At 65.5% G+C, this 16,124-nt stretch carries 17 protein-coding genes and 1 other RNA gene; 11 read left to right on the top strand and 7 right to left on the bottom strand.

From position 1 onward, the window contains the following. The first annotated feature begins 93 nt into the window (after window positions 1-93). The 8 genes from GTK01_RS14260 to GTK01_RS14225 all read left to right on the top strand — a co-directional run bounded on the left by GTK01_RS14260 (window position 94) and on the right by GTK01_RS14225 (window position 8,424). A complete protein-coding gene (locus tag GTK01_RS14260; RefSeq protein WP_252926900.1) occupies window positions 94-741 on the top strand; it encodes a thiamine phosphate synthase in 648 nt (215 codons plus the stop codon). Then, complete coding sequence (locus GTK01_RS14255; protein WP_252926898.1) at window positions 731-1,768, top strand: tetratricopeptide repeat protein; 1,038 nt, start codon at window positions 731-733, stop codon at window positions 1,766-1,768. The genes GTK01_RS14260 and GTK01_RS14255 overlap by 11 nt, the downstream gene beginning before the upstream one ends. An 82-nt stretch (window positions 1,769-1,850) precedes the next feature. Beyond that, complete coding sequence (gene efp, locus GTK01_RS14250; RefSeq protein WP_252926897.1) at window positions 1,851-2,417, top strand: elongation factor P; 567 nt, start codon at window positions 1,851-1,853, stop codon at window positions 2,415-2,417. A gap of 168 nt (window positions 2,418-2,585) precedes the next feature. Then, window positions 2,586-3,377 carry an inositol monophosphatase family protein gene (locus GTK01_RS14245; protein ID WP_252926895.1) on the top strand — a complete coding sequence of 264 codons (792 nt, stop codon included), beginning with the start codon at window positions 2,586-2,588 and terminating at the stop codon, window positions 3,375-3,377. 112 nt (window positions 3,378-3,489) lie between these two features. Then, window positions 3,490-4,515 carry a MotA/TolQ/ExbB proton channel family protein gene (locus GTK01_RS14240; RefSeq protein WP_252926892.1) on the top strand — a complete coding sequence of 342 codons (1,026 nt, stop codon included), beginning with the start codon at window positions 3,490-3,492 and terminating at the stop codon, window positions 4,513-4,515. Between the two features lies 1 nt (window position 4,516). Then, a complete protein-coding gene (locus tag GTK01_RS14235) occupies window positions 4,517-5,548 on the top strand; it encodes a peptidoglycan -binding protein (protein WP_252926890.1) in 1,032 nt (343 codons plus the stop codon). A gap of 60 nt (window positions 5,549-5,608) precedes the next feature. Continuing rightward, window positions 5,609-7,255, top strand: a complete 1,647-nt coding sequence (locus GTK01_RS14230; protein WP_252926888.1) for an FAD-binding dehydrogenase — start codon at window positions 5,609-5,611, stop codon at window positions 7,253-7,255. Between the two features lie 20 nt (window positions 7,256-7,275). Continuing rightward, window positions 7,276-8,424, top strand: a complete 1,149-nt coding sequence (locus GTK01_RS14225) for an amidohydrolase (protein ID WP_252926878.1) — start codon at window positions 7,276-7,278, stop codon at window positions 8,422-8,424. Between the two features lie 73 nt (window positions 8,425-8,497). On the opposite strand, the gene GTK01_RS14220 is transcribed toward GTK01_RS14225, so the two are convergent. Then, window positions 8,498-10,300, bottom strand: a complete 1,803-nt coding sequence (locus GTK01_RS14220) for an ABC transporter transmembrane domain-containing protein (protein ID WP_252926876.1) — start codon at window positions 10,298-10,300, stop codon at window positions 8,498-8,500. A gap of 200 nt (window positions 10,301-10,500) precedes the next feature. Here GTK01_RS14220 and rpmE point away from each other — a divergent pair, with 200 nt between their 5' ends. Beyond that, on the top strand, window positions 10,501-10,722 hold the full coding sequence (rpmE, locus tag GTK01_RS14215) for a 50S ribosomal protein L31 (protein WP_252926873.1): 222 nt from the start codon (window positions 10,501-10,503) through the stop codon (window positions 10,720-10,722). 113 nt (window positions 10,723-10,835) lie between these two features. Here the strand turns inward: rpmE and GTK01_RS14210 are convergent, their stop codons facing one another. Together GTK01_RS14210 and GTK01_RS14205 are read right to left on the bottom strand one after the other, a co-directional pair. After that, window positions 10,836-11,120: a SelT/SelW/SelH family protein gene (locus GTK01_RS14210; protein ID WP_252926871.1), complete on the bottom strand. Its 285-nt coding sequence runs from the start codon at window positions 11,118-11,120 to the stop codon at window positions 10,836-10,838. Beyond that, entirely contained in the window at window positions 11,120-11,869 is a 750-nt protein-coding gene (locus tag GTK01_RS14205) for a YebC/PmpR family DNA-binding transcriptional regulator (RefSeq protein ID WP_252926869.1), read from the bottom strand. The genes GTK01_RS14210 and GTK01_RS14205 overlap by 1 nt, the downstream gene beginning before the upstream one ends. A gap of 153 nt (window positions 11,870-12,022) precedes the next feature. On the opposite strand from GTK01_RS14205, the gene GTK01_RS14200 reads away from it, so the two are divergent. Beyond that, window positions 12,023-12,814: an MBL fold metallo-hydrolase gene (locus GTK01_RS14200; protein ID WP_252926866.1), complete on the top strand. Its 792-nt coding sequence runs from the start codon at window positions 12,023-12,025 to the stop codon at window positions 12,812-12,814. Between the two features lie 21 nt (window positions 12,815-12,835). Here the strand turns inward: GTK01_RS14200 and GTK01_RS14195 are convergent, their stop codons facing one another. The 4 genes from GTK01_RS14195 to ssrS form a co-directional block, all read right to left on the bottom strand. Then, window positions 12,836-13,615 carry a TerC family protein gene (locus GTK01_RS14195; protein WP_252926863.1) on the bottom strand — a complete coding sequence of 260 codons (780 nt, stop codon included), beginning with the start codon at window positions 13,613-13,615 and terminating at the stop codon, window positions 12,836-12,838. Window positions 13,616-13,719: 104 nt separating this feature from the next. After that, a complete protein-coding gene (locus GTK01_RS14190; RefSeq protein ID WP_252926860.1) occupies window positions 13,720-14,544 on the bottom strand; it encodes a YmdB family metallophosphoesterase in 825 nt (274 codons plus the stop codon). A gap of 7 nt (window positions 14,545-14,551) precedes the next feature. Continuing rightward, the gene (locus GTK01_RS14185; RefSeq protein ID WP_252926857.1) at window positions 14,552-15,133 is read right to left on the bottom strand and encodes a 5-formyltetrahydrofolate cyclo-ligase; all 582 of its coding nucleotides are present in this window, start codon (window positions 15,131-15,133) and stop codon (window positions 14,552-14,554) included. Window positions 15,134-15,235: 102 nt separating this feature from the next. After that, window positions 15,236-15,393: non-coding RNA, 6S RNA (gene ssrS / locus GTK01_RS14180), on the bottom strand. 380 nt (window positions 15,394-15,773) lie between these two features. On the opposite strand from ssrS, the gene GTK01_RS14175 reads away from it, so the two are divergent. After that, entirely contained in the window at window positions 15,774-16,061 is a 288-nt protein-coding gene (locus GTK01_RS14175) for a hypothetical protein (protein WP_252926854.1), read from the top strand. The last annotated feature ends 63 nt before the right edge of the window (window positions 16,062-16,124 follow it).

The following is a 16,124-nucleotide window of genomic DNA, read 5'->3' as shown; positions in this document are numbered from 1 at the left end:
TTCGTGGCTTCTGGTCAAGTCGTGTCGCATGGCTTATGCCGCAATCACAACAAGATCGCGCGCCAAATCGGCGTCCAACGCCCAGAGAGTGCAATGCCAGACGCCTTACCCACCCGCTGCCGCCTCGTCCTGATCGCGCCCTCCACCGGCAATGTGGGCGATGCGATTTCCTCGGCGCTGGCCGGCGGCGACGTCGCCTCGGTGATCCTGCCGCGCGGCGAACGCTCGGAGCAGGAATACCTCTCCTTCGTCGAAACCGTGACGCCTGCCATTCAGGAGAAGGGCGTCGCCGTCATCGTCGAGGGCGATGCGCGCGTCGCCATGAGGGCCAAGGCAGACGGATTGCATTTCGAGGGGTCGAAGGCGGACCTCGCCGACATGATCGAGCGCCACGGCAACAAGATCATGGTTGGCACCGGCGGTGTAAAGACGCGCGACGACGCGCTGGAATTCGGCGAGACGCAGCCCGACTACATGTTCTTCGGCCGGTTCGGCTACGACACCAAGCCCGAGGCGCATCCGCGCAATCTGGCGCTCGGCGGATGGTGGGGCGAGATGGTGGCGGTGCCGTGTATCGTCATGGCGGGCTCTTCGGACGAGAGCGTGGCGGTGGTGGCCGAGACCGGCGTCGATTTCGTCGCCGTCGAGCAGGCAGTCTTCGCCCATGATAATCCGTCCGCGCGAGTTGCAGCGCTCAACGCGCTTCTTGACGAAAGGGCGCCGCGTCTCGATGAGGAATGATCCGCTTCTCGCGCTCCTGATTGTCGCCGCGCTGGCAACGCCCGCGCTCGCGCAGGATGGTGGCCAGGTGACCGGACCGCAGGCTTCCGAAGTCGCGCCCAGCCGGTTCGGCGGACGCGAGCCAGACCTGGCCTATGGCGCCTATCAGCGCGGCCTCTACATCACGGCGCTAAAACTCGCGCTGCCGCGCGCCGAGGCCGGCGACAAGGCCGCGCAGACGCTGGTCGCGGAAATCTATGCACGCGGGCTCGGCGTTCGCCGCGACGGCGCGCAGGCCGCCAAATGGTACGAGGCGGCGGCGGAACAGGGCGTGCCCGAAGCGCAGTTCCAGACCGCACTGATGCTGATCGACGGCGAATTCCTGCCGCGCGACCGGACGCGGGCCTACGAGCTGATGAAGGCGGCGGCGGATGCTGGCAATCCGATGGCGCAGTTCAATTTCGGCCAGCTCCTGATCAACGAAGCCGGCAACGAGGCGGACGAGCGCGAGGCGAGGGTCTATTTCGAGCGCGCGGCGCGCACCGGCCTTGCCGACGCGCAATATGCGCTGGCGCTGATGCTCACGCAGGGCGGGGAGCCCGACCTCGAAGCCGCGCGCGGCTGGCTCGCCCGGGCCGCGCAGCAGAATTTCGACACGGCGCAGGTGGAACTCGGCTCCTGGCTCGTCGAGGGCATCGGCGGGCCCCGCGACATGGAGGCCGGGTTCGGCTGGATCCAGCTTGCCGCCAATGGCGGCAATGTCGCCGCGCGCAACCGGCTCGCCAAGCTCTACTGGGCCGGCATGGGCGTCGAGGGCGATTCGATCGCAGCGGCCGCCTGGTACATGCTCGCCAAGCGCGAGGGGCTGGTCGATCCGGTGATGGAGGACCATCTGGCCGGACTGGGCGAGGCCGAGCTCGATGCGGCGCGCGCGCGCATGGCCGAGATCGAGCAGGGCGGTTCGGGACCGTCGGCGCTGACGGAAACGCAAGATGGCGGGGCCGCGGCCGAAACCGAGGCCGAGAACACGCGGCAAGATCAGCCTTAGCCTTGCCTGACGGCGCGTTTTATGGTCTTGGAGGCCGCAATTGCGGCCCTGCGCCCATTTCCCCATTTTGCGAAAGACGATCATGGCGAAGATCAACGGCAATGAAATCCGTCCCGGCAATGTCATCGAGCACGATGGCGGGCTGTGGGTCGCGGTCAAGACCAATGCGGTGAAGCCCGGCAAGGGCGGCGCCTACAACCAGGTCGAACTCAAGAACCTCATCAACGGCACCAAGCTCAACGAGCGCTTCCGCGCCGCCGAGACGGTCGAGAAGGTCCGCCTCGAGCAGAAGGACTTCTCCTATCTCTACGAGCAGGGCGAGGCGCTGGTCTTCATGGACGACGAGAGCTACGAGCAGCTCGAACTCGACAAGGAGTTCGTCGGCGAGCGTGCCGCCTTCCTGCAGGACGGCATGAAGGTGACGGTCGAACTCTACGAGGACAAGCCGATCGGCATCTCGCTGCCCGACTACGTCACGCTGACGATCGCCGAGGCCGATCCTGTCGTCAAAGGCCAGACGGCGGCGTCGTCCTACAAGCCGGCAGTCATGGAAAACGGCGTGCGCGTCATGGTCCCGCCCTTCATCTCGTCGGGCGAGAAGATCGTCGTCGATACCAACGAGATCACCTACGTGCGCCGCGCCGATTAGGCTGCACCGCTATTTCGGCCGGGACGGCCTGCAAATGGCTGCTCGCTGCGCTTCCGGCGCTCACGTACTGATGTACGCTTTGCTCCGGTTCTCGCGATCAGCCATTTTCGCCTCGCCCCGCCCAAAATCCCGGCGCACCCGGCTCGCGCCCAACCTTGGAACATTCTGATGGCACGCTCTGCTCTTCTCAACGTGATGGTTCAGGCCGCAATGAAGGCCGGGCGCTCGCTTTCGCGCGATTTCGGCGAGGTGCAGAACCTTCAGGTCTCGCTCAAGGGACCGGGAGACTATGTCAGCCAGGCGGACCGCAAGGCCGAGGAAATCATCCACGCGGAACTGTCGCGCGCGCGGCCGGGATATTCCTTCCTGATGGAGGAGCGGGGCGCAATCGAGGGCGATGACGGCCAGCATACCTGGATCGTCGATCCGCTCGACGGCACCACCAACTTTCTGCACGGCATCCCGATCTTCGCCATCTCGATCGCGCTCGAGCGCCAGGGCCAGGTGGTCGCCGGCGTGGTCTACAATCCGGCGATGGACGAGCTTTACACGGCGGAGCGGGGCGGCGGCGCATTCATGAACGACCGGCGCCTGCGCGTGGCGGCGCGTTCCAAGCTTTCCGACGCGGTGATCGCGACCGGCATCCCGCATCTTGGCCGCGGCCATCACGGCAAGGCGCTGGTCGACCTGCGCAACGTGATGGGCGAGGTGGCCGGCATCCGCCGCATGGGCGCAGCCTCGCTCGACCTTGCCTATGTCGCCGCCGGCCGCGTCGACGGCTACTGGGAAGACTGGCTGTCGGCCTGGGACATGGCGGCCGGCATGCTCATCGTGCGCGAGGCGGGCGGCTTCACCTCCGACCGGACCGGCGGGCAGGACGTGCTTTCGGGCGGTTCGATCGTCGCCGGCAACGAACAGATCCACAAGGCGCTCCTGAAGACGCTGGCGAAGCCGGTTTAGGCGGCATCCCGATCTTCCCCGGCATTCGGACGGCGCGTTCTTTCAATTTCGCCATGATTGCGTTTACAGTCGTGAACGATTGAAAATGCGGCACGAATCCGGGGCGGCAGGCATGGCCTTATTCAGAACCCTGGGTGCAGACAGCGCGGCCGAGGATGCGGATTACGATCCGCGCGGCCTGTCCAGCCCCCAGGTCTTTCTCTTTTCGATGATCATCTTTCTGGCGATCGTCGGCTTCATCGCCGCCATCCTCTATCGCCAGATCTCGTCCGCCTTCCAGACCAATCCGGGTCTCAACGGCTTGATCCTGGGCGTTCTGCTGATCGGCATCCTGCTCGCATTCGGCCAGGTCATCCGGCTGTTTCGCGAGGTTAAATGGGTCAATTCGTTCCGCGCCGGTTCGGCCGAGACGGAGCCTGTCCTGCTTGCGCCGATGAGGACCTTGCTGTCGCGTTCGCAGACCATGGCGCTGTCGACCTCGTCGCTGCGCTCGATCCTCGATTCGATCGCGACGCGCCTTGATGAAAGCCGCGACATCTCGCGCTACCTGATCGGACTTCTCGTCTTTCTCGGCCTGCTCGGCACGTTCTGGGGCCTGCTCGGCACGATCGGTTCGATCGGGAGCACGATCCAGTCGCTCGACCCGGGCTCGGGCGATGCCAACGACGTGCTCAATTCCCTGAAATCGGGCCTTTCCGCTCCGCTCGAGGGCATGGGTACGGCCTTCTCGTCCTCGCTCTTCGGCCTTTCCGGCTCGCTGGTGCTCGGATTCCTCGATCTGCAGGCAGGGCGGGCGCAGAACCGATTCTACATCGAACTGGAAAACTGGCTTTCCTCGGTGACCGACCTCGGCTCCGACATGGCGGTCGCGGACCCCTCCAAGGTGAGCTCGGCGGAAGAGATCAAGGCGATGTCGGAGCGGCTGCGCGCCATGCAGGAGCAAGGCGGCGGCTCGAGCCCGCGCGTGGCAGCCGCGATGGCCAACCTTGCCGACGGCATTTCGGGCCTCGTCAAGAACATGCGCTCAGAACAGCAGATGATGCGCGACTGGGTGGAAAGCCAGGCGGCCGAGCAGCGCGAACTGCGCGCCACGCTGGACCGCATCGCCGGCGCCCTCGAAAAGCAGGACAAGATCTGACATGGCGCTCGCGCGCGGCAGGCGCAGCCAGCGCAACGTCGACTACTGGCCGGGCTTCGTCGACGCCCTGTCGACGCTGCTGCTCGCCATCATGTTCCTGTTGTCGGTCTTCGTGCTGGCGCAGTTTCTTCTCAGCCAGGAAATCAGCGGCCGCGACCAGGCGCTGATCCGGCTCAATGCACAAATCAACGAACTGACGCAATTGCTGGCGCTCGAGCAGTCGAGCAGCCAGGACATGGAGGATGCGTTGTCCTCGCTGCAGGCCTCGCTGGCCGATGCCGAAAGCGAACGCTCTCGATTGCAGCAGCTTCTCGATGCGGGATCAGGCGCGGGCGCGCAGGCCGAGGCGCAGATCGGTTCGCTGTCGGGCCAACTCGACGAGGAGCGGCAGGTTTCTCAGCGCGCGCTCTCCCAGGTCGAGCTTCTCAACCAGCAGATCGCGGCGCTCAGGAGCCAGATCGGTGCGCTCGAAGCCGCGCTCGACGTCTCCGAGGCGCGCGACCAGGAATCCAACGCCAAGATCGCCGATCTGGGGCGCCGGCTGAACGTGGCGCTCGCGCAGCGTGTGCAGGAACTGAACCGCTATCGCTCCGACTTCTTCGGCCGCCTGCGCGAAATCCTGTCGGACCGCGAGAACATCCGCATCGTCGGCGACCGTTTCGTGTTCCAGTCGGAGGTGCTGTTCGCCACCGGGGCGGACGTGATCAACCCGGCCGGGCAGGAGGAAATGGCCAAGCTCGCCGATGCGATCCTCGACCTGCAGCGCGAAATCCCGCCAGAAATCAACTGGGTGCTGCGCGTCGACGGCCACACCGACAACATCCCGCTTTCCGGCACTGGCCGCTTCCGCGACAATTGGGAACTGTCGGCCGCGCGGGCGATTTCGGTGGTCAAGTTCCTCGTCAGCGAGGGCGTGCCCGCCGAACGGCTGGTCGCGGCCGGCTTTGGCGAATTCCAGCCGCTCGACGAGGCGAACACGCCGGAGGCGCGCGACCGCAACCGCCGCATCGAGCTGAAGCTCACCGAAAGGTAGCATCTGCAACTTGAACGGTTGCAGCGGTCATGCTTGCCTTTGGCAAAAGGGAGGCATGCCATGGATTGCGACGTGATCATCGTCGGTGAAGGGCTGGCGGGGCTGGTCGCGGCGGCCGAACTCGGCGATCGCGGAAAACGCGTGGTCATCCTCGACCAGGAGGGCGAGAATTCGCTGGGCGGGCAGGCCTTCTGGTCGCTCGGCGGCTTGTTCATGGTCGACACGCCCGAGCAGCGGCGCATGCGCATTCGCGACAGCCGCGAACTTGCCCTGTCCGACTGGATGGGCTCGGCCGCGTTCGATCGCGATGAAGATCATTGGCCGCGAAAGGTCGCCGAAGCCTATGTCGATTTCGCTGCCGGCGAGATGCGCTCTTGGCTCGGTGAAATGGGCATGCGCTGGTTTCCCATCGTTGGTTGGGCCGAGCGCGGCGGGGCGCTTGCCACCGGGCATGGCAATTCGGTGCCGCGCTTCCACCTGACATGGGGAACAGGACCGGGCGTCGTCGCGCCGTTCGAACGACGCGTGCGCGCGCATGTTTCGGCCGGGCGGATTTCTCTGAAATTTCGCCATCGTGCGAGCCGCCTGGTCAAGATCAATGGCGCGGTGACGGGCGTCGCCGGCGAGGTGCTGGCGCCGTCGACAGTCGGGCGCGGCGAGAAATCTTCGCGCGTGGTGACCGGAGATTTCGAGCTGTCGGCCGGCGCGGTGATCGTCGCCTCCGGCGGCATCGGGGGCGATTTCGAACTGGTGCGCAAGAATTGGCCGGTCGAGCGGCTCGGGCCTGCGCCGAAGTCGATGGTCGCCGGCGTGCCGCACCATGTGGACGGACGGATGATCGGCATTGCGCGCGAGGCTGGCGCGGCGGTCATCAACGAGGACAGGATGTGGCACTATACGGAGGGGCTGAAGAACTGGAACCCGATCTGGCCGAACCACGGCATCCGCATCCTGCCCGGCCCGTCCTCGCTCTGGTTCGACGCTTTCGGCTCGCGTCTCGAGGCGCCCTGCATGCCGGGCTTCGATACGCTCTCGACGCTGAAGCGGATTCTCGCGACCGGGCGTGAGCATTCCTGGTTCGTGCTGACGCAGAAGATCATCGAGAAGGAATTCGCGCTGTCGGGCTCGGAGCAGAACCCGGACCTGACCTCCGGCGAATGGCTGCAGGTGGTCAAGAGCCGGCGCGGCAAGGGCGCGCCGCCGCCGGTGGAAGCGTTCAAGCGTAACGGGGAAGACTTCGTCGTCTCTTCCTCGCTCGGCGAACTCGTCGCTGGCATGAACCGGCTCGTCGGCGAGGAACTGATCGACCACGACCGGCTAGAGGCCCAGATTGCCGCGCGCGACCGGCAAATCGACAACCCCTTTGCCAAGGATACACAGGTGACCGTCATTCGCGGCGCGCGCGCCTATCTCGGCGACAGGCTGATTCGCACGGCCAAGCCGCACAAGATCCTCGATGCGAAGAACGGACCGCTGATCGCGGTGCGGCTCAACATCCTCACGCGCAAGACGCTGGGCGGCATCCATACGGATCTCGACGCGCGCGTTCTGGATGGATCGGGCGAGGCGATTGCGGGGCTCTATGCCGTCGGCGAGGCGGCGGGGTTCGGGGGCGGGGGCTATCACGGCTACAACGCGCTGGAAGGCACGTTTCTCGGTGGCTGCATCTTTTCGGGACGCGTCGCCGGGCGCACAGCGGCGCAATGAATTCGAGCAGGGACAATTTCATGCAACTGACCAACAGCGACATCGCGGAACTGACGGCATGGCGGCGCAAGCTGCACGAGCAGCCGGAAATCTCGGGCGAGGAGGAAGAAACGGCGCGCGAGGTCGTGTCCTTCCTGACGCCGACCGAGCCGGACGAAATCCTGACCGGGCTCGGCGGGCACGGCGTCGCCGTCATCTATGACAGCGGCAAGCCGGGACCGACCGTGCTGTTCCGCTCCGAAACCGACGCGCTGCCGATCGAGGAACTGGGCGACGTGCCGCACCGCTCGAAGGTGCCGGGAAAGTCGCATATGTGCGGCCATGAAGGCCATACGACCATCCTCGTCGCCGTCGGGCGCCAGCTCGGGCGCGAGCGGCCGGCAAGGGGCCGTGTGGTGCTGATGTTCCAGCCCGCCGAGGAGACGGGCGCGGGGGCAGCCGGCGTCGTCGCCGACCCGCGCTATGATGCGATCCTGCCCGACTTCGCCTTCTCCTTGCACAACCTCCCCGGCACGCCGCTGGGGCATGTGCGACTGAAGGAAGGCGTCGTCAATTGCGCCTCGCGCGGGATGCGGGTCGTCCTGACCGGCAAGACCGCGCATTCGTCGATGCCCGAGACGGGCGTCTCGCCGATGCAGGCGGTCGCCGAACTGATGCCGAAGCTTACCGCGCTCGGCGGGGGGCGGTTCAGTGAAGACGATTTCGCGATGGTCACCGTGACCCACGTGTCGATGGGCGAGGCGGTGTTCGGCATCGCTCCTGGCCGTGCCGAGGTCTGGGCGACCTTGCGGACAAGGCTCGACGAACGCATGGCCGATCTCGTCGCCTCGGCCGAGGCGCTGGCCAAGGACGCCGCGACGCGCGCGGGGCTTTCCTGCGAGATCGACTATCACGAGGTTTTCGTCGCCAGCCTCAATGCGCCGGAGGCGGTCTCGCACCTGCGCGCGGCGATGGACGCTGAGGGCATTTCGCACGACGAGGCCGAACTTCCGATGCGCGCATCCGAGGATTTCGGCCATTTCGGGCGGCGGGCGAAATCGGCGATGCTGTTCCTTGGAGCCGGTGAGAACCATCCGCAACTGCACAATCCGGACTATGATTTCCCGGATGATCTGATCCCGATCGGCGCGCGCATATTCATGCGGACGGCGCGGAATCTGCTGGGGTGAGGCGTGGTCCGCGTCAGCCGACGATCTGGCTTTCGGATGACGAACGCCCGGAGCCACAGCGAAGGACCGAAGGCTATTCGGCTGCCCTCTTGAACGCCTCGGCGCCTGCATCGAACTGGAGGCTGGCGAGGCGGGCATAGACGCCCCCCTGGCGCACCAGGCTTTCATGCGTGCCGGTCTCGACGATGCGGCCCTGGTCCATGACGAGGATGCGATCGGCCTTGAGGACGGTTGCCAGACGGTGGGCGATGACGAGGGTGGTGCGGCCATCCATCAGGCGTTCGAGCGCGGCCTGCACGAGCGTCTCGCTTTCGGCGTCGAGTGCGGACGTGGCTTCATCGAGGAGCAGGATGGGCGCATCGCGCAGGATCGCGCGGGCGATCGCGACCCGCTGGCGCTGCCCGCCGGAAAGGGTGACGCCGCGCTCGCCGAGTGCGGTGTCGAAGCCGGCGTCGAGATTGCGGATGAACGTTTCGGCATGGGCATCGCGGGTGGCCGCCTCGATCTCGGCGCGGGTCGCACCGGGCCGGCCGAAGCCGATGTTTTCGGCAGCGGACGCGGCGAAGATCGTCACGTCCTGCGGCACGATGGCGATGCGCGCGCGCAGCTCGTCGAGCGCGGCCTTCCGTATGTCGACGCCGTCGACACGGATGGCGCCAGCGGACGGATCGTAGAAGCGCAGGAGCAGCGAGAAGATCGTGCTCTTGCCGGCGCCGGACGGGCCGACGATCGCGACAGTCTCACCAGGCTGGACGGTGAAGTCGAGCGACTGGATGGCCGACTGGCCGGGCCGGACCGGGTAGGCGAAGGAGACGTTTGAGAAGACGACCTCGCCGCGCGCCGGGGCGGGCAGGGGCGTGGGGTTGGCGGCCTCGGCGACGTGCGGTTCTTCGGCGAGGAGTTCCGTCAGGCGCTCGGCCGCGCCGGCTGCCTGCGAAAGCTCGCCCCAGACCTCGGACAGCGCGCCCAGCGCACCTGCGGCGAAGACGGCATAAAGCAGGAACTGCGACAGCGTGCCCGGGCTCATCTCGCCGGTCAGAACATCGCGCGAGCCGAACCAGAGGACGCCGACAATCGAGGAAAAGATCGTCAGGATGGCGAAGAAGGTGAGAAAGGACCGGGCGAAGACGGAGAGCCGCGCGGCCTCGAAGGCTTCCTCGACGGCGCTGGAATAGTGGCCCGTGACCAACGCCTCATTGGTGAAGGCCTGGAGCGTACGCACCGAGCCGATCTGCTCGCTTGCATAGGCGGTGGCGCTTGCGAGCGTGTCCTGCGCGTGGCGCGATTTCGCCCTGACCGAGCGCCCGAACGCCACGAGCGGCAGGACGATCAGCGGGATCGCGGCGATGACGAGGGCGGAAAGCTTGGGGCTGGTGACGACCATCATCGTCAGCGCGCCGGTTCCCAGGATGACGTTGCGCAGCGCGACGGAGGCCGTCGCCCCCATGGCCGACTTGATCTGCGTCGTGTCGGCGGTCAGGCGCGAGATGATCTCACCCGACTGCACCGTGTCGAAGAAGCCCGGCGACAGGCGTGCCACATGGGCGAAGACGTCGCGGCGCACGTCGGCGACCACGCGCTCGCCCAGCGTGATGACGAAATAGTAGCGCCCGGCGGAGGCGGCGGCCAGCACCACCGCGATGACGATCAGCATCGAGAAGTAGTTGGTGATGAGCTGGTCGTTGGAGCCGGTGAAGCCGTGGTCGATCATGCGGCGCACGGCCAGCGGCAGCGTGAGCGTGGTCAGCGCCGCCAGCGACAGGAAGAACAGAGCGCCCGAAACCTTGCCGCGGTAGCGCAGCATGTAAGGCAGCATGGTGCGCAAGGGGCGAAGCGAGCGCCGTCGGGCTTCGGCTTCAGCGTCTGCGGGTCTCATGATCGCCTGGGCTTCCTCGGGTCGGCGCGCCTTGCGATTTCGCCGGCGCGCTCTTGTGATTCAAATTCGGCTCCTGTATAGGCCAGCCGACGTTTTTCGAAGCCGTAGACCCAGACGGTCACCGCTTCAAGTGTTCGGAGCGGGCGCAATCGCCGCAGGCATTGGCTGCGTGCTCCCCATCGAGAATTAGGACAAGACCGATGAAAGCCGATATCCACCCCGATTACCACACGATCAAGGTCGTCATGACCGATGGCACCGAGTACCTGACGCGCTCCACCTGGGGCAAGGAAGGCGACACGATGAACCTCGACATCGACCCGAGCACGCATCCGGCCTGGACCGGCGGCAACCAGTCGATGCTCGATCGCGGCGGCCGCGTCTCCAAGTTCAAGAACAAGTTCGCCAATCTCGGCATCTAAGCCGGAGGCGAAACTCCATCTGCGAAAAACCCGCCCGCGTGGCGGGTTTTTTTGTTGGGCGCAGGTGAAGCGTCGCATGGCGTGCGAAGCGCAAGGCGAGGCTCGACCCTCGCCTATCGATCCGAATGGCCCAGATCGCGCTCGGGCCAGACGACGTCGCGCACGCGCTGCTTCAGCACTTTCGCCTCGGGAAAGCCGCCATCTTGCGTGCGATCCCAGATCGTCTTGCCGTCGACCTTGATGATGAATACGCCGCCGGTGCCGGGAACGAGCGCGACTTCGGCCAGATCCTGGCCGAAAGTGGAGAGCAATTCCTGCGCCATCCAGGCCGCGCGCAGCAGCCAGCTACATTGCGTGCAGTAGGTGATCGCGACGCGGGGAGGGACCGTCTGGCTCATCAGGCGGCCGAGAGCTTGGCCATCGTGGCCTCGTCGACCTCGAAATTGGCGTAGACGTTCTGGACGTCGTCGTCGTCGTCGAGCGTGGCGACGAGCTTCAGGATAGACTGCGCCTTTTCCTCGTCGACCGGGGTGCCGGTCTGCGGACGCCAGATCGCCTTGACCGATTCGGCCTCGCCGAGCGCGGCCTCCAGGCCCGAGGTGACGTCGCCGATATCCTCGAAGGCGCAATAGATGGTGTGGCCGTCCTCGTCCGACTGGACGTCCTCGGCCCCGGCCTCGATCGCCGCTTCCATCACCTTATCTGCATCGCCGGCTTCGGGCTTGTAGACGATCTCGCCGACGCGATCGAACATGAAGGCGACCGAGCCGGTTTCGCCCATCGCTCCGCCGGCCTTGGTGAAGGCCGCGCGCACGTTGGAGGCGGTGCGGTTGCGGTTGTCGGTCAGGGCCTCGACGATGACGGCGACGCCGCCCGGTCCATAGCCCTCGTAGCGCACCTCCTCGTAATTGTCGCCCTCGCCACCTGCCGCCTTGTTGATGGCGCGCTGGATATTGTCCTTCGGCATGGACTGGGCCTTGGCGTTCTGGACGGCAAGGCGCAGGCGCGGGTTCATCGCCGGGTCGGGCGCGCCCATCTTGGCGGCCACGGTGATTTCGCGCGCGAGCTTGGAAAACATCTTGGAACGCACCGCATCCTGGCGGCCCTTGCGGTGCATGATGTTCTTGAACTGTGAATGGCCGGCCATGGCACCCCTGTCGATCGTTCGGCTGAATGGAAATTTGGCCGGGTTATAATGAAAACGGTCTTGGGCGTCCAGAAGCCCGGGCTCGCGCAATCGTGACCCAGCCCGCTGTGCTCAGACGGTACGCTGCGGCAGGAATCGATTGGAGTTTTGCCGATGATGCGCCTCCTTGCCGCCTGCCTGTTCACGATGCCGGCCTTTTCGGCCATGGCGCAGGACGCGCCCGTCCCCAGCCAATGCCTGGCGATTGCGAGGACGACGCCGAACGTCGTCTATGCGAACTTCACGCCGGCGCAGGCGCAGGACGAGGCGATCACCATCACCTATGCCGGACACTCGACCTATCTGATCGACACGCCGGCGGGCGTTCGAATCGCGACGGATTTCTCCGGGGCCTATGGCGGCGATCCGGTGCCCGTCGTCGTGACCATGAACCGGGCCCACGGGACGCACTTCACGCTCAATCCCGATCCGCGCATCGCGCATGTCCTGCCCGGCTGGGGCGAGGAAGGGCCGGCGAGCCATGCAGTCGTCGTCGATGACGTCTACATCCGAAATGTGCCGACCGACATCCTGCGCTGGGGCACGAGCGAAGAGGGCGGCAATTCGATCTTCATCTTCGAGGTGGCGGGGCTGTGCATCGGGCATCTGGGCCATCTGCACCATGCGCTTTCGCCCGAGCATTACGGTGCGATCGGACGGCTCGACGTGGTGATGGTGCCCATTGACGGGGGCATGACGCTGTCACTGGGTGACGTGTCGGAGATCACAACGCGGCTGCAATCCTCGATTGTCCTGCCGATGCATCGCTTCTCGACGCCGATCGCGACCTTCTCGGCGATGCTCGGCGAGACTTTCGAGGTGGAGTATCGAGAAAGCCGCTCATTCGAGGTGTCGCGGCGTTCGCTGCCGCGTCGGCCGACCGTGCTCATCCTCGAAGGCGTTTGAGCACGGCCGGCGCGCGCTGTTTCAGTGCTTCGGCGCGGCGGGGTCGGCGGCGACCGAGGAAGCCTTCGCCTTCCTGCTCCGGGCCAGCATGTTCAGACCCTCGACCAGGGCCGAGAAGCCCATTGCCGCGTAGATGTAGCCCTTGGGCACATGGAAGCCCATGCCTTCGGCAATCAGCGTCATGCCGATCATCAGCAGGAATGCCAGCGCCAGCATCACGATCGTCGGGTTCTTGCCGATGAAGTTTGCAAGCGGGGTGGCGGCGATCAGCATCACGGCGACCGTGATGATGACGGCGATGTACATGATCGCAATATGCTCGGTCATGCCGACGGCGGTGATGATCGAATCGACCGAGAAGACGAGGTCGAGCAGCAGGATCTGGAGGATGGCGCCGCCCAAGGTGACGGTCGCCGTGCGGGAGACCATGTCTTCCTTGTGGTCGACCGGGTCGACCGTATGGTGGATCTCCTTCGTCGCCTTCCAGACGAGGAAGAGGCCGCCGACCAGGAGGATGATGTCCTTCCAGGAGAACGGTTCGCCGAACAGAGTGAAGACGGGCTGCGTCAACTGGACGATGAATGCGACCGTCGCCAGCAGCAGAAGGCGCATGACGAGCGCGGCGCCGATGCCGAGCCGGCGCGCGCGCTCGCGCTGATGTTCGGGCAGCTTGTTGGAGAGGATCGAGATGAAAATCAGGTTGTCGATGCCGAGCACGACTTCCAGGGCGATAAGGGTGGCGAGTGCGACCCAGGCGGTGGGGTCATTGACCCAGTCGAAGTAGCCGGTAAGCCATTCCATGTTCGATTATCCAGCCGCAAAGGATAGGGTGCGGGTGCCCTCAGGTCGCGGATCGCTGAACGCTGGCGCAATCAACGGTTCGCAACAATGGCGCGATATGCGCTTTAGTTCCAGAAGGGGGGAACGGTTTCTTCCAGCCGGGGCCCGAGCCGCAGCGGCGCGATCTTCTCGGCAAGGCCCGTCCGGTCGGAAATCTCGACGCTGACGCCGCAGATCGTCGCCGGGCCCGAAGCGGCCTCGAAGCGGCCCTTCGCCACCTTGGAGAGGAAGCGGTTGAGCGGCTCTTCCTTGTCCATGCCCAGCGAGGAATCGTAGTCGCCGCACATGCCGGCATCGGTGAGATAGCCGGTGCCGCCGTTCAAGATCTGATGGTCGGCAGTGGGGTGGTGCGTGTGCGTGCCGACGACGAGGCTGGCACGTCCGTCGACGAAATGGCCGAAGCACATCTTCTCCGATGTCGCCTCGGCATGGAAGTCGATCACGACCGCGTCGGCCTGTTCGCCGAGCGGGCAGACGGCGAGTTCCTCTTCGGCGCATTTGAACGGGTCGTCGAGCTCCGGGTGCATGAAGACCCGGCCCATGATGTTGGAAACGAGTACGCGCGCGCCGTTCTTCGCGATATAAAGCCCGGTGCCGCGCCCCGGCGTGCCCTTCGGGAAGTTCGCGGGCCGCAGGAAGCGCTCCTCATGCGGGGCGAACTGCAGCGCCTCGCGCTGGTCCCAGACATGGTTGCCGGTGGTGACGACATCGGCGCCGGCGTCGAGCGTCAGGCGGAAGATCTCTTCCGTGATGCCGAAGCCGCCGGCGGCGTTCTCGCCATTGACGATGACGAAGTCGAGCTTGAAATCGGAAATGAGGCCCGGTAGCCGGTCCCAGACCGCCGTCCGGCCCGTCCGGCCCACCATGTCGCCCAGAAAAAGAAGTCGCATCGCCTCCCTATAGCCCGTTCGGAAAGGGGCGCAACCCGCTTTCGGTCAGGATCTGCGGCAGTTGCACGTCATGATCCTGGTCAGGCACGCGCGTTACCTCCTGGCAGTCAAAGGCGATGGCGACGAGGCGCGGGTCGCGTCCGCTCGCCTTCATCTTGTCGATCGCGCGGTCATAATAGCCCGCACCATAGCCGATCCGGTGGCCGCGATCGTCGAAGGCGGCGAGCGGAATCAGCATCAGATCGGGATCGAGGACGGCGGCATCGGGGCCGGGACCGTAGGTGCCGAAGCCCATGTCGACCATTTCGGCCCCGCGCACGAGTTCGCGAAAGACGATGGTCTGCTTGTCCAGAATCGCGGGCAGGCACAGCCGCGCGCCGCGCTCACTCAACGCGAACATCAAGGGACGCACATCGACCTCCGAGCGCATGGGCCAGAAGCCGGAGACGACCATGCCCGGCTCGACGCCAAGGAGTTCGGCGGCCTCGGCCATCCGAAGCGATGCTTCGATGCGCCATTGCGGATCGAGGCCGTCGCGCCGCGCAAGCGCTTCCTCGCGCAGGGCCTTCTTGAGTTCACGTGGGTTCATGCTCTGCCCTCCTGTCCACTCCCGATTACAGATCGAAGCGGGAAAACGGAAGGGGAGAAGGCGACATGGCGGCGTCGCGGGCGAGCGAATGGAAAGAGGAAAAAGCGAACCGCGACATCCGATGGAGAGGTTGATCCCGGGTGCCTACAAAGTAGGTGGGCGCCGTGTGCCCGAACCCACGGGTCCGGCCAGGGACAGCTCCCTTGAGATCAGTAAGGCCCCGAGAATTAAGTTACTCCTGTCGAGAAGCGCAGAACGCCGTGACCAATATAGGCGGGCGGGCACCGTTTCGCCAGCCGGCTTCACGCAGCCGCGCCGGATTTCGTGACGAAGCGCGTGAGGCGCGTCACGAAGCGTCGACGGCGAGGTGCGTGCGCGTCCCGGCGGGTTGCTTTGCCAGTGAATTCGCAAGCGCTCATATTCCCGTCCATGCCAAGTGGCCTTGGGCGGACGGTTCCAGGGGTTTGGTCACGAAGCCGCGATGAAACCGGTGACAGATTGTTCAACGTTGAACACATTGCGAGCGATTAGCCGGTTTCCCAAATGCCACCCATCGGACGGCGACAGCGCCGCCTCGAAATTCAACGGCCAAACGGCGCATCCTCCCAAGGGCGTCAGGTCACTATCAAGGAGTACCACCATGAACCGCATTCTTCTCGCTTCCGCCCTCGTCCTCGGCGTTTCCGGCGCAGCCTTCGCCCAGCAGGCTCCCTACTATGCCGGCAATTACGACGACGCCGTCCTGACGCAGCTCAACGACGCCCTTTCGGGTTCGAACACCGCAGTCGCTCCGGCCGGCAACGCCCAGACGATGACGACCGCTTCGATCGACGACATGTCGACCGCCTCGGCCGTCGATCAGGGCACGTCCTCGGCATCCGGCGAACTGGATGTCTACGACGCCTGGCAGGAAACGGCTGGCCGCTAATCGCGACCCGCTACCGTCTCAAAGCCCCGCAGCGCTTCGCGCCGCGGGGTTTTTTCATGGCGG

It is taken from the genome of Aliihoeflea sp. 40Bstr573, assembly GCF_024105655.1.
Taxonomy (GTDB): Bacteria; Pseudomonadota; Alphaproteobacteria; order Rhizobiales; family Rhizobiaceae; genus Aliihoeflea.
The sequence above is the reverse complement of the archived record's forward strand: the minus strand, read 5'-3'. Positions and strand labels throughout refer to the sequence as shown.